The organism is Rathayibacter sp. AY1E8 (assembly GCF_002931415.1).
Classification (GTDB): Bacteria; Actinomycetota; Actinomycetes; order Actinomycetales; family Microbacteriaceae; genus Rathayibacter.
This window is the reverse complement of record NZ_PSVI01000037.1, coordinates 1-12320: the sequence shown is the minus strand read 5'-3', so window position 1 is coordinate 12320 and position 12320 is coordinate 1. Positions and strand designations below refer to the sequence as shown.

Genomic DNA, 12320 nt, shown 5'->3' with positions numbered 1-12320 from the left:
GGCCGCGTCGTCGGGCTCGCGCTCCGGGTCGCTGCCGGGCACACCTGGGGTCGTCGACTGCTGCATCCTCCGAGGCTAAGCCCGAGCCGCCGCCCGGACGCGGCGTGACGCGGTGGTCGCGCCGACTCGCCCGCGAGCCGCCCCTGTGGAGGAGCGGATCAGTGCCGGCGGTGGTCCTGGATGGTCATCCGCGGGCCGTGCCGCGGCTTCCTCGCTCCGCTGCAGCCGATCAGCCGGATGATCCGCTGCCGGTGCCCGCGCCACGGCTCGAGGAGCTCGAGCATGCCGTCGTCGTCGACCCCGAGCCGGCCCGTGAGCGCGAAGCCGACGGCCGCGGCCAGGTGGTAGTCGCCCACGCTGACCGCGTCCGGATCTCCGTGGGCGCGCATCATCACCTCGGACGCCGTCCACGGCCCGATCCCCGGCACCGACTGCAGCCGGCGGGCGACCTCGTCGCCGCCCCGCCCGAGCGCGAGGGTCCGCTCGAGGCCGGAGGCGACGAGCGCGGCGGTGAGGACGGTCCGCGAGCGCCGCGGATCCACTCCCGCGCGGTGCCAGTCCCACGAGGGCACGCGCCGCCACTGCTGCGCGCTCGGAGCCACGTGCAGAGCGACCGGCCCCGGGGCGGGCTCCCCGTGGAGGCGCACCAGCACCCGGTAGGCGCGCCACGCCTCCGTGCTCGTGACCTTCTGCTCGAGGACCGACGGCGCGAGCATCTCGAACACCAGGTTCGCGCGCGTGAGGCGCAGGCCCGACGAGCGGCGGAGCACCTCGGCGAGCGGCGCGTGGGCCGACAGGTCGAGCCCGCTCCAGTCGTCGCCGTGGCCGAGGAGCTCGGGGACCGCGTCGATCAGCCACTCCGCTCCCCCGCCCCAGGCGCGCGCGTGGACCGCGCCGTCCACCGCCTGCCGCAGATGCAGGGTGCCCGGGCCGAGCGGCGTGCGGAACGCCCGCCAGAAGCCGGACGCGTCGAGGAGCATGGTCGGGTCGCCCGAGCCCCGCAGCAGCGTGCGGAGGGTGAGCGCGAGGCTCACCGGCTCCGCCGGCGCGTAGACCGTCGCCCAGGCGGGCTCCGGAGCAGGGGCGGGGATCGACACGCAGTGATGGTAACCGGCGGCTCCGACACCGGATCGGACGCTCCTCCACAGAACCCCCATCCACGACGTGTTCGGAGCGACACGCCCGGCGGATTGGTTCAGACGGCGTGAACACATGCGCGGATCCGATCGCCCGTTTCCACTGGTCAGCAGGTCGATCCCGGGCGTAGCTTCGCGCTGTCGCGGCGGCGCTCCAGCCGCCCGGCACCCGCCTATCACTGGAGATGCGCACATGTTCGACACGACCTTCATCCGCAACGCGATCGTCAAGAGCTCTGAGACCGCTCTCGACCGTCGCCGCTTCTTCGAGGCCACCGGCGTCGCCGGCCTCGGCATCGGAGCCGCGGCCCTCGCCGCGCCCACCGCCTCCGCCGAGGAGGTCGCTGCCAGCGGCCCCAGCGACGCCTCGATCCTCAACTTCGCCCTCAACCTCGAGTACCTCGAGGCCGAGTTCTACCTCCGCGCCGTCTACGGCACCGGCCTCGGCGGCTCGGACGTGACCGGCAAGGGCACGCCCGGCGGCGTCATCGGCGGCCGCCCCGTCGACTTCAAGACCCCGTGGCTGAAGAGCTTCGCCACCGAGGTCGCGAACGACGAGAAGGCCCACGTGCAGTTCCTGCGGGCCGCGCTGGGCACCGCGAAGGTGGCCCGCCCGGCGATCAACCTGAAGGACAGCTTCAACTCCGCCGCCGTTGCGGCGGGGCTGATCAAGGCCGGTCAGTCGTTCGACCCGTTCGCGAGCGAGTCGAACTTCCTGCTCGGCGCCTTCGTCTTCGAGGACGTGGGAGTGACCGCCTACAAGGGCGCCGCCCCGCTCATCCAGTCGAAGACCTACCTCGACGCGGCCGCCGGCATCCTCGCGGTGGAGGCGTACCACGCGGGCGCGATCCGCTCGGCGATCTACGCCGCCGACCTGTCCGACTCGGCGAACAAGCTCTCCGACGCGCGCGACAGCCTCGACGGCAAGACCGACCTCGACCAGGGCGTCAAGGTCAACGGCCAGGCGAACATCGTCCCGACCGACGGCAGCTCCATCGCGTTCAGCCGCACCCCGGGCCAGGTCCTCAACATCGTGTACCTGAACCCCGCGGCCGGCACGCGCACCGGCGGATTCTTCCCCCGCGGCGTCAACGGCGAGCTCGTCACGACCTAGTCCCACCAGCACAGAGCACGACGACGGGCCCTTCCTCGAGGCGGCGAGGAGGGGCCCGTCGTCGTCCGCGTGCACATCCGTTCACCGGGTCCTCTAACCTGAGCGGGTGAAGATCGGGATCCTGACCTCCGGTGGCGACTGCCCCGGCCTCAACGCCGTCATCCGCGGTGCCGTCTACAAGGGCATCAAGGTCTACGACCAGGAGTTCGTGGGCTTCCGGAACGGCTGGCGCGGAGTGGTCGACGGCGACCTCCTGCCCCTGGGCCGCCCCGAGATCCAGGGCATCGCCAAGCAGGGCGGCACGATCATCGGCACCAGCCGGACGAACCCCTTCGAGGGCGAGAACGGCGGCCCCGAGAAGATCGCCGAGATGATGGACCGCAACGGCATCGACTCGATCATCGCGATCGGCGGCGAGGGCACCCTGGCCGCGGCCAAGCGCCTCACGGACGCGGGCCTCAAGATCGTCGGCGTCCCGAAGACCATCGACAACGACCTCGGCGCCACCGACTACACCTTCGGCTTCGACACGGCCGTCGGCATCGCGACCGACGCGATGGACCGCCTCCGCACCACCGGCGACTCGCACGGCCGCTGCATGGTCGCCGAGGTCATGGGCCGCCACGTCGGCTGGATCGCCCTGCACTCCGGCATGGCCGCGGGCGCCCACGTCATCCTCATCCCGGAGAAGCGCACCTCCCTCGACCAGATCGTCGAGTGGGTGCAGAGCGCGCAGGACCGCGGGCGCGCACCGCTCGTCGTGGTCGCCGAGGGCTTCTCGCTCGACACGATGGACGACGCCCACTCCGAGCGCGGCCTCGACGCCTTCGGCCGGCCCCGCCTCGGCGGCATCGGCGAGCTGCTGGCTCCGCTCATCGAGGAGCGCACCGGCATCGAGACCCGCGCCACCACGCTCGGCCACATCCAGCGCGGAGGCACGCCCACCGCGTTCGACCGCGTCCTCGCGACCCGCCTGGGCATGGCCGCCATCGACTCCGTCGTCGCCGAGCACTGGGGCCGCATGGTCGCCCTGCGCGGCACCGACATCTACCACGTGGCCTTCGCCGAGGCGCTCGGCACCCTCAAGACGGTGCCGGACGCCCGCTACGAGGAGGCGCGCACCCTCTTCGGGTAGCGCGCGCTCCCCGCGGAGCGGTCAGTCCTTCGCGCCGTCCGGCGTCGCCGTGGCGACGATCTGCGCCCGCGCTAGGGTGTGGAAGTGCGCGTTGAAGCCGAGGATCGCCGGCGTCGACTCCGGGTCGAGGTCGAGCGACTCGACATCGAGGGCGTGCACCACGAAGAAGTAGCGGTGCTCGCGGTCCGGCGGCGCCGCTCCGACGAACTGGCGCAGCCGCATCTCGTTGGGCAGCGTCTGCGCGCCCGCCGGGAGCAGCTCGAAGCCGGCGGCTCCGGCTCCCGTCGGGAGCTCCGTGGTGTCGGCCGGGAGGTTGTAGACGGCCCAGTGCCAGAAGCCGGAGCCGGTGGGCGCGTCGGGGTCGAACACCGTCACGGCGAAGCTCTTCGTCTCGGCGGGGGCTCCCGACCAGCGCAGGTGCGGCGAGACGTCCTCGCCGCCGGAGCCCTCGCCGTAGTGGCGGGCGGACAGGGGCGCACCGTCGGCGATGTCGTCGCTCTCGAGCGCGAAGCTCGGCACCTCGCCGAGGCGGGCGTAGGGGTCGTAGGTCCAGTCGGACATCCGGTTTCTCCGTTCGGGAAGGGCGGGCGGGGGCCCGCGCCCTCAGCCTAGGAACCCGGCGGTGCGCGCCGAAGGGCTTGCGGAGGGGGTCAGGACCCGAGATAGCGCCCGGGCCGGTGGTTGAACGCCAGGACCAGGTTGAGCACCACCACTCCCGCCGCCGAGATCAGCACGTTCAGCGGAGGCACCACCAGCAGCGCGGCCGCGACCACGCACGCGTCGAGCGCCATCATCACGTAGCCCGCCCGCCAGCCGAGCCGCTCCTGCGCGATCAGGGCGACGATGCTGAATCCGCCCAGGCTCGACCCGTGCCGGAAGAGGATCAGGAGGCCGATCCCCGCGAGCACGTCGCCCGTGAGGACGCCGTAGACGGGCTCGATCCGCAGCTCGCCGAACGCCAGCGGGTGCAGGCCCGCCAGGACCGAGACCAGCACGATCGAGAACATGGTCCGCAGCGTGAAGCGCCAGCCCTTCTTCCACAGCGAGAGGGCGAGGAACGGCACGTTGACCGTGACGAGGATCACGCCGAACGGGATGTCGAGCGGGTACCCCAGCAGCAGTGCGAGACCCGCGGTGCCGCCCGTGACCGCCTGGCTCGCGCGCAGCAGGTAGAGGCCGAGCGACACGACGAACGCACCGGTGACGAGACCGAAGACGTCCTCGAGGCGGGAGTGCGGCACGGGGGCGGAGGCGTCGGGCACCCGACGATGCTGCCACACGCCGCGCCCCGGTCCGGACGTCCTCGTAGGATGTGCCGGTGCTGCCGAAGATCCTGCTGTTCTACCGCTTCGTGCCGCTGGCCGACCCCGAGTCCGTGCGGCTGTGGCAGCGCGAGCTGTGCGAGTCGCTGGGCCTGCGCGGGCGCCTGCTGATCTCGGAGCACGGGGTGAACGGCACGCTGGGCGGCGGGATGGACGCCCTGAAGCGCTACGTCCGCCGCACCCGTGAGCACTCGGCATTCCACGGACTCGAGGTGAAGTGGAGCGACGGCTCCGGCCTCGACGACGACGGCCGCAGCCTCGACTTCCCCGGTCTCTCGGTGAAGGTGCGCGACGAGATCGTCTCGTTCGGCGCGCCCGACGAGCTGCGGGTCGACGCCGACGGGGTCGTCGGGACGGCTCCGCGGCTCGACCCGGACCAGCTGGACGCCCTCGTCGCCGAGCGCGACGACGTGGTGCTCTTCGACGGCCGCAACGCCTTCGAAGCCGAGATCGGCAGGTTCGAGGGGGCGATCGTGCCGGGGGTCTCCAGCACCCGCGAGTTCGTCGAGCAGCTCGACGCCGGCGTCTACGACCACCTCAAGGGCCGGCCCGTGGTCACGTACTGCACCGGCGGCATCCGCTGCGAGGTGCTGTCGAGCCTGATGACGGCGCGCGGCTTCGGCGAGGTGTACCAGCTCGACGGAGGCGTCGTCCGCTACGCCGAGGCGCGGCGCGACCGCGGTCTGTGGAAGGGGGCCCTGTACGTCTTCGACGGCCGCGGCTCCGTCTCCTTCTCCCCCGACGCCGAGGTGCTGGGCCGCTGCACCTCGTGCGCCGCGCCGACCAGCCGGATGCGCAACTGCACCGACCTCTCCTGCCGCGCCCAGCTCGTGGTCTGCGCCGACTGCGATGCGGCGGCCTGCGCCGCGCACGCGGGCCCTACGCTCGTGCCATGAGCATCGAAGCGCGCGGGCGCACCCTCGTCGACCTCCACACCGCCCCCGAGCTGCTGCAGGTGGTGAACGTCTGGGACGTGATCAGCGCGACCACGGTCGCCGCGCTCCCGGAGACCCGGGCGCTCGCGACCGCCAGCCACTCCATCGCGACGGCGTTCGGCTACGAGGACGGCGAGCGGATCCCGCTGGAGCTGCACCTGGGCATGATCGAGCGCATCGTCGCCGCCGTCGAGGTCCCGGTCTCGGCCGACCTCGAGGCGGGCTACGGCGACGCCGGCGAGACGGTCCGCCGCGCGATCGGGATCGGCGTCGTGGGCGCGAACCTCGAGGACCAGGCGAAGCCGCTCCCGGAGGCGCTGCGAGCGGTCGAGAAGGCCGTCGCCGCGGCCGAGGAGGAGGCGGTGCCCTTCGCGCTCAACGCCCGCACGGATGTGCTCCTCCGCGCCGGCGACCGCGACCGCGGCGAGGTCCTGGCCGACGCCGTCGAGCGCGGCCGCGCCTACCTCGACGCCGGCGCCACCTGCTTCTTCGTCCCCGGGCTGCTCCAGGACGCCGAGCTGGAGTCCCTCGTCGCCGCCCTCGGGCGGCAGCGCGTCAGCGTCATCGGCGTCCCCGGATCGCAGTCCCCCGCCCGCTTCGAGGAGCTCGGGCTGGCCCGCGTCTCCTACGGTCCGTGGACGCAGCGCGTCGCCCTGACGGCGCTCCAGGACGCGGCCGCCGCCCTCTACTCCGGCGGATCGCTCCCCGAGGGCACCCGGCCCCTGAACTGACCGCCCGGCCGCGGGCCCGCGGGCGTAGCGTGGGCCCATGTACCGAGCCATCGTCGTCGAGCGGCACTCCGACTCCGACACCGACACCCCCAACCGAGCCCGCCTCCTCGAGCGCGACGATCCCGACCGCTCGCACGGCGACGTGTCGATCGCCGTCGAGTACTCGAGCGTCAACTACAAGGACGCCCTGGCGCTGGCGGGGCGGCCCGGGATCGTGCGCCGCACCCCGCTCGTCGCCGGCATCGACCTGGTCGGCACCGTGGAGTACGCGGACGGCGAGGCGGGCGAGCGCTTCGACTCCGGCGACCGGGTGGTGCTCAACGGCGCCGGCCTCGGCGAGCGCCACGACGGCGGGCTCGCCGAGCGGGCGCGTGTCGACTCCGCGTCGCTGCTCCGGCTGCCCGGCGCCATCTCGGCGGCACGGGCCGGAGCGATCGGCACCGCGGGCTTCACGGCGATGCTGGCCGTGCTGGCGCTCGAGCGGCACGGCGTGCGGCCGGGCAGCGGTCCCGTCCTGGTGACGGGGGCCTCGGGAGGCGTGGGGTCGCTCGCCGTCGCGCTCCTGGCGCGCCTCGGCCACGAGGTCGTCGCCTCGACCGGCCGGCTCGGCGAGCACGGCGCTCTGCTCCAGCGCCTCGGCGCCTCCGACGTCATCGACCGCGCCGAGCTGCAGGAGGGCGGGAAGCCGCTGCAGTCCGAGCGCTGGGCGGGAGCGGTGGACTCCGCCGGCTCGCACACGCTCGCGAACGCCCTCGCGCAGACGCGGTGGGGCGGCACCGTGGCGGCGTGCGGTCTCGCGCAGGGCCCGGACCTGCCGGTGAGCGTGATGCCGTTCATCCTGCGCGGAGTGACGCTGGCCGGCATCAACTCGGTGGAGGCGCCGCGCAAGCTCCGCGAGGAGGCCTGGCGCCGCCTCGCCCACGACCTCGACCTGGAGCTGCTCGACGAGCTGACGACGACGGTGCCGCTCGGCGGGGCGGTCGACGCGGCCGAGGACGTGCTCGCCGGCCGCTCGCACGGTCGGACGCTGGTGGACGTCCGCGCCTGAGGGCACGGCGTCGGCGGAGGGCGTCCGCCCGCCTCGAGCGTGGAGGAGTGGGCGCCTCGGCCGGCGCTGCGGGGCTGCTGCTCGTGCGGCGGTGCGCTACTCCGCGGCCTCGGTGGCGCCGCTCGGCTCGGCCGACGCGTGACCGACGGAGGAGTCGGGGCGCGCGGCGCGGGGCTTCGCCGGTGTGCGGGGCTTCGCGGCCGGAGCCGGCTTCGCGGGGGCGGGCTCGGCGGACTCGGATCCGGCGGGCTTCGGCTCGGCGGGCTTCGATCCCGCGGACTTCGGCCCGGCGGGCTTCGGCTCCGCGGGCTTCGGCTCGGCGGGCTTCGGCTCCGCGGGCTTCATCGGGGCTGCGGACTCGATCGGCTCGGAGCCGATGACGTCCACGGGCGCGGAACCCCCGGAGCCGGCCGGCGTGCTCGCGGCGGTCCGAGCACTCGTCTTCGGAGCGCCCTTCGGCGTGGCCTTCGGGCTCTTCGGAGCGGCCCCCGCTGCTGACTCCGTCGGAGCCGCGACGTCCTCCGCGGCGCCGTCCGCCTCCGGAGCCGCGGCCGCCGCGCTCACGCCGCTCGCCGCCTCCTGACCCTCGACCACCGTCGCCGGACCCGCCGCCTCCGCGGCCACGGCCGCGGCCTCCGCCGCCTTCGCCTTCGTCTTCGCGCGCTTCTCCGCGGCGGCCGCCTGGGCCCGCTCCGCCTGCTCGGCGACCTCGGGGACGATCACGAGGTCGTCGGTCTCGATCACGGGGATCGCCGCGGTCGTCGTCCCCAGCTGGAGGGCCGCGATCAGCTCGGGAGCGTGCTTGGTGCTCACGATCAGGCGGGAGTAGTCCTCGTCGACCAGGTCGATCACGACGGCCGAGGCGGTGCGCTTGATCAGCAGGAAGTCCTTGCCGCCGTGGAACTTCCACGTGCCGGCCGCGAGCGTGAGCGGCACCGCGGTGCCCGGCGCGCGGATGCCCCGCACCCAGATCCAGGGGTCCTCGGTGACCGTCGCCGAGCGGATGCTCGACCGGTCGACGACGACGTCGCTGCGGTGGAACGCGAGCAGTCGCTCGGCCGCGGTGAGGCGGAGTTCGAGGCGGTCGGGGAGCACGGTCACGACGGGCATGCCTCTAGTGTGCCCCGCCGCCCGCCGCCGGGTCAGCGCCGGATCGCACAACGATGCCCCGCCGCCCGCGTGGGTGGCAGCATGGTCGGATGCCGATGAATCCGGACGAGGCGCGCCTCCTCGACGCGCTGCTGGCCGAGCGGCAGGCCGAGACGCGCGACGAGGCGGCCCGGCTCGAGGCCTCGCTGGCCGAGCTCCTGCGCGACCGTGCCGACGGCACCGCCGATGACGAGCACGACCCGGAGGGCACGCCGCTCTCGGCCGAGTGGTCGCGGATGGCCGGAGTCCGCGACGCTCTCGGCCGCACGGCACGCGAGCTCGACGCCGCTCGCACCCGCCTCGGCACCGGCGGCTACGGGGACTGCGCCTCGTGCGGCCGCCCGATCGGAGCCGCCCGCCTCGCCGCCCGGCCCACGGCCGAGCTCTGCATCGACTGCGCCCGGCTGGCGGAGTCGCGCATCCGCTGACGCCCCGCGAGGCGAGCCTGCGGCAAGCCCTCCGCCTGAAGGCCCCCACAGATCCCGGCGTGCGGAAACCCGGTTTCTCCTGCGAGCATTCACATCCGGTCGCGTCCCTCGAACAGGTCTGACGGACCACCCCTCCCCCCCCCTGCTCGAAAGGCACTCCTGCGATGACCGAGACGTCGACCGCCCGATCGACCGGCGCCCCTCCCGCCCCCGACAAGCGCGCCTGGCGCTCGCTGATCGTCCTGCTCGCGGGCATGTTCATCGCCCTGCTCGACACGACGATCGTGAACGTAGCGCTGCCCACCATCCGCACCACGCTCGACGCTTCCGAGTCGACGCTCTCCTGGATCATCTCCGGCTACGCCCTCGCGTTCGGCCTCGCCCTCATCCCCGCCGGCCGCCTCGGCGACCGCTTCGGGCACAAATGGGTCTTCGTCAGCGGCATCGCCCTCTTCACCGTCGCCAGCTTCGCGTGCGGACTGGCCGCGGACGACACCCAGCTCGTCATCGCCCGCATCGTGCAGGGCCTGGCGGGCGGCGTCTTCGTCCCGGCGGTCAACGCCTACATCCAGCTCCTCTTCCGCGGCCCCTCGCGCGGCAAGGCCTTCGCGGTGATGGGCGCGGTCCTCGGCGTCTCGTCGGCGCTCGGCCCGATCATCGGCGGCCTGATCATCCAGGCCTTCGGCGACGAGAACGGCTGGCGCCTGGTCTTCTGGGTGAACCTGCCCATCGGCGTCGCGACCCTGATCGCCGCCGCGGTCCTCCTCCCCGCCCGCCGCGACCTCGAGGCCGGCGACCGCGCCCCGAGCGGAGGCGTCGACTGGCTCGGCCTCGTGCTCGTCTCCGGCGGCCTGGTCGCCCTGCTCGTCCCGCTCATCCAGGGCGAGGACGAGGGCTGGCCGCTGTGGACCTTCCTCTCGATCGCCGGCGGTGTCCTGCTCCTCGCCGCGTTCGGCGCCTGGGAGGTCCTCCACGTCCGCCGCGGCCGCGCTCCCCTGGTGCCGCCGTCGCTGTTCCGCCACCCGGCCTTCACCGGAGGCGTGATCCTCGCGCTGGTCTACTTCGCGGCCTTCACGAGCATCTTCTTCACCATCTCGCTGCTCTGGCAGTCGGGCCTCGGCCACACCGCGCTCGAGTCGGGCCTGGTGTCGATCCCCTTCGCGATCGGCAGCATCATCAGCTCCTCGCAGAGCAACCGGATGACCGCGCGCCTGGGCCGCAACGTCCTGGTGATGGGCAGCGGACTCCTCGCCGTCGGGCTCGGCTGGGTCTGGCTGGTGCTGCTGACCGCGACCCCGGACTCGATCAGCAACTGGCAGCTCCTGCCGCCGCTGCTGATCGCGGGCCTCGGCAACGGCTTCTTCATCGCCCCGAACGTGCAGTTCATCGTCTCGACCGTCGACCCGCAGGACGCGGGCGCGGCGAGCGGCGTGATCTCGGCGATCCAGCGCATCGGCTCGGCCGTGGGCATCGCGGTCATCGGCAGCGTGCTGTTCGGGAGCCTCGTCATCACGGGTCCGGACACGGTCGCCTCGGGCTTCCTCGACGCCGCGGCTCCCGCGATGCTCCTGAGCACCCTGATGGCGGTCGCCGCTTTCGCGCTGGTGTTCGTTCTGCCGAAGTCGGTCTCGCGCCGGGGCTGAGGGCCCCTGCCCGGTCGCCGCACGCCGGCGGCCGGGCGCGCGGGACGTCCGCCGCTCCAGTGGGGCGGGCGCCTCCCGCCTGATCCGCGGGTGGCCCAGGAGCCTACGCCCGAGCGGCCGCCGCGGCCTTCGCCGCCGCCGGCAGCGCGTCCACGATGCGCCCGATCGCCGCGTCGTCGTGCGCGGCCGAGACGAACCAGGCCTCGTACACCGACGGCGGCAGCGAGACGCCCGCGTCGAGCATCGCGTGGAAGAACGCCGGGTAGCGGAACGACTCCTGCGCCTGGACCTCGGCGTAGTCGCGCACCGGCCGGCCCAGGTCCGTGAACATGAAGCTGAAGAGGCTCCCGGCCGTCTGCACCGTGTGCGCGACGCCCTCGGCCGTCAGCGCCGCCGACACCTCGCGCTGGAGGGTCAGCGCCGTGGCGTCCAGCGAGGCGTAGACCGCGTCGTCGGCCAGCTGCAGCGTCCGGATGCCCGCGGCCACCGCGACCGGGTTCCCGGAGAGGGTGCCCGCCTGGTACACCGGCCCGAGCGGTGCCAGGTGGTCCATGACGTCCGCACGGCCGCCGAGAGCCGCGACCGGCATCCCTCCGCCGATGACCTTGCCGAAGGTGTAGAGGTCGGCCCGGTACGGAGCCTCGGCGCCGCGGTTCTCGAGCCCCCACCAGCCGCCGGCGCTCACCCGGAAGCCGGTCAGCACCTCGTCCATGATCAGCAGCGATCCGTTCGCGTGCACGAGCTCGGCGAGGGCCGCGTTGAAGCCCGGGTCCGGAGCGACGACGCCCATGTTGGCGGCCGCGGCCTCGGTGATGACCGCCGCGATGTCGGCGCCGCGCTCGGCCAGGACCGCGCGCACCGCCTCGAGGTCGTTGTACGGCAGCACGATCGTCTGGGCCGCGGTCGCGGCTGTGACGCCGGCGGAGGCGGGCAGCGAGAGGGTCGCGAGACCGGAGCCGGCATCGGCGAGCAGCCCGTCGGAGTGGCCGTGGTAGTGGCCGGAGAACTTGATCAGCAGGTCGCGGCCGGTGACGCCGCGGGCGAGGCGGATCGCCGTCATCGTCGCCTCGGTGCCGGTGGAGACCAGGCGGAGCTTCTCGATCGGCGAGACTCCCCCGGCCGTGATCCGCGCCTCGACCAGCTCGGCGAGGTCGGTCTCGGCGGGAGTGGACGCGCCGAACGAGAGACCGCGGGCGGCCGCCTCCTGCACCGCCGCGACGACCTCGGGGTGCGCGTGCCCGAGGACCGCGGGGCCCCAGGAGCAGACGAGGTCGACGTACTCGCGCCCGTCCGCGTCCGTGATGTACGGGCCGGCGGCCGAGACCATGAAGCGCGGGGTCCCGCCGACCGAGCGGAACGCTCTGACGGGCGAGTTGACGCCTCCGGGGATCGCGTGCCGGGCACGCTCGTACAGGGTGTCGTTCGCCGAGGTGGTCACCCCTCCAGGGTACGCGCGCCGCCCGGCGCCCTCGCGCCGGAGGAGCGCTTTCGGACGAGACGCCGAGGCTCGCTCCCGGAAGGAGGAGCGGCTACTTCAGCAGGTCGCGAGCGATCTCGACGGCCCAGTAGGTGAGAACCGCGTCGGCCCCCGCGCGGAGGATCCCCGTGACCGACTCCAGGATCGCCGGCTCGCGCGAGATCCAGCCGTTCGCGGCGGCGGCCTCGATCATCGCGTACTC

General features: G+C 73.7%; 12 protein-coding genes and 1 pseudogene. 7 read left to right on the top strand and 6 right to left on the bottom strand.

All coding sequences use genetic code 11. The annotated features are described in order from the left end of the window. Positions 1 to 158: 158 nt before the first annotated feature. On the bottom strand, positions 159 to 1097 hold the full coding sequence (locus C5C74_RS11705; RefSeq protein ID WP_258064157.1) for a DNA-3-methyladenine glycosylase: 939 nt from the start codon (positions 1095 to 1097) through the stop codon (positions 159 to 161). A 232-nt stretch (positions 1098 to 1329) separates the two neighbouring features. Here C5C74_RS11705 and C5C74_RS11700 point away from each other — a divergent pair, with 232 nt between their 5' ends. Next, positions 1330 to 2250: a ferritin-like domain-containing protein gene (locus C5C74_RS11700; RefSeq protein WP_104222865.1), complete on the top strand. Its 921-nt coding sequence runs from the start codon at positions 1330 to 1332 to the stop codon at positions 2248 to 2250. A 106-nt stretch (positions 2251 to 2356) separates the two neighbouring features. After that, a complete protein-coding gene (locus C5C74_RS11695) occupies positions 2357 to 3385 on the top strand; it encodes a 6-phosphofructokinase (protein ID WP_104246916.1) in 1029 nt (342 codons plus the stop codon). A gap of 21 nt (positions 3386 to 3406) precedes the next feature. Here the strand turns inward: C5C74_RS11695 and C5C74_RS11690 are convergent, their stop codons facing one another. Both C5C74_RS11690 and C5C74_RS11685 read right to left on the bottom strand, forming a co-directional pair. Continuing rightward, the gene (locus C5C74_RS11690; protein ID WP_104351583.1) at positions 3407 to 3946 is read right to left on the bottom strand and encodes a YbhB/YbcL family Raf kinase inhibitor-like protein; all 540 of its coding nucleotides are present in this window, start codon (positions 3944 to 3946) and stop codon (positions 3407 to 3409) included. A gap of 89 nt (positions 3947 to 4035) precedes the next feature. Next, entirely contained in the window at positions 4036 to 4647 is a 612-nt protein-coding gene (locus tag C5C74_RS11685) for a YitT family protein (RefSeq protein WP_244230588.1), read from the bottom strand. A gap of 56 nt (positions 4648 to 4703) precedes the next feature. Between C5C74_RS11685 and C5C74_RS11680 the strand changes: the two genes are divergently transcribed. From C5C74_RS11680 to C5C74_RS11670, 3 genes are read left to right on the top strand one after another with little or no spacing between them, the layout of a single operon-like run. Beyond that, positions 4704 to 5603 (top strand): rhodanese-related sulfurtransferase, encoded by a 900-nt coding sequence (locus C5C74_RS11680; protein WP_104222869.1) that lies wholly within the window; start codon positions 4704 to 4706, stop codon positions 5601 to 5603. Then, positions 5600 to 6373, top strand: a complete 774-nt coding sequence (locus C5C74_RS11675) for an isocitrate lyase/phosphoenolpyruvate mutase family protein (RefSeq protein WP_104351582.1) — start codon at positions 5600 to 5602, stop codon at positions 6371 to 6373. Before C5C74_RS11680 ends, C5C74_RS11675 begins: the two co-directional genes overlap by 4 nt. 37 nt (positions 6374 to 6410) lie before the next feature. Continuing rightward, the gene (locus C5C74_RS11670) at positions 6411 to 7421 is read left to right on the top strand and encodes an MDR family oxidoreductase (RefSeq protein ID WP_104249899.1); all 1011 of its coding nucleotides are present in this window, start codon (positions 6411 to 6413) and stop codon (positions 7419 to 7421) included. Positions 7422 to 7517: 96 nt separating this feature from the next. On the opposite strand, the gene C5C74_RS17865 is transcribed toward C5C74_RS11670, so the two are convergent. Further along, the gene (locus C5C74_RS17865; protein ID WP_258064156.1) at positions 7518 to 8531 is read right to left on the bottom strand and encodes a hypothetical protein; all 1014 of its coding nucleotides are present in this window, start codon (positions 8529 to 8531) and stop codon (positions 7518 to 7520) included. 89 nt (positions 8532 to 8620) lie between these two features. On the opposite strand from C5C74_RS17865, the gene C5C74_RS11660 reads away from it, so the two are divergent. Beyond that, complete coding sequence (locus C5C74_RS11660; RefSeq protein ID WP_258064155.1) at positions 8621 to 8998, top strand: TraR/DksA family transcriptional regulator; 378 nt, start codon at positions 8621 to 8623, stop codon at positions 8996 to 8998. A gap of 164 nt (positions 8999 to 9162) precedes the next feature. Continuing rightward, positions 9163 to 10641: an MFS transporter gene (locus tag C5C74_RS11655; RefSeq protein WP_104257675.1), complete on the top strand. Its 1479-nt coding sequence runs from the start codon at positions 9163 to 9165 to the stop codon at positions 10639 to 10641. A 103-nt stretch (positions 10642 to 10744) separates the two neighbouring features. Here the strand turns inward: C5C74_RS11655 and hemL are convergent, their stop codons facing one another. Both hemL and C5C74_RS11645 read right to left on the bottom strand, forming a co-directional pair. Next, positions 10745 to 12079, bottom strand: a complete 1335-nt coding sequence (hemL, locus tag C5C74_RS11650) for a glutamate-1-semialdehyde 2,1-aminomutase (protein WP_104246920.1) — start codon at positions 12077 to 12079, stop codon at positions 10745 to 10747. A 91-nt stretch (positions 12080 to 12170) separates the two neighbouring features. Then, positions 12171 to 12320 (bottom strand): annotated as a pseudogene (locus C5C74_RS11645) (porphobilinogen synthase); the annotation flags it as partial.

Excerpts from the sequence above, each read along its gene's own strand:
- C5C74_RS11700 (WP_104222865.1), top strand. The coding sequence starts at position 1,330 with ATGTTCGACACGACCTTCATCCGCAACGCGATCGTCAAGAGCTCTGAG.
- C5C74_RS11670 (WP_104249899.1), top strand. The coding sequence starts at position 6,411 with ATGTACCGAGCCATCGTCGTCGAGCGGCACTCCGACTCCGACACCGAC.
- C5C74_RS11675 (WP_104351582.1), top strand. The coding sequence starts at position 5,600 with ATGAGCATCGAAGCGCGCGGGCGCACCCTCGTCGACCTCCACACCGCC.
- C5C74_RS11655 (WP_104257675.1), top strand. The coding sequence starts at position 9,163 with ATGACCGAGACGTCGACCGCCCGATCGACCGGCGCCCCTCCCGCCCCC.
- C5C74_RS17865 (WP_258064156.1), bottom strand. The coding sequence starts at position 8,531 with ATGCCCGTCGTGACCGTGCTCCCCGACCGCCTCGAACTCCGCCTCACC.
- C5C74_RS11660 (WP_258064155.1), top strand. The coding sequence starts at position 8,621 with ATGCCGATGAATCCGGACGAGGCGCGCCTCCTCGACGCGCTGCTGGCC.
- C5C74_RS11690 (WP_104351583.1), bottom strand. The coding sequence starts at position 3,946 with ATGTCCGACTGGACCTACGACCCCTACGCCCGCCTCGGCGAGGTGCCG.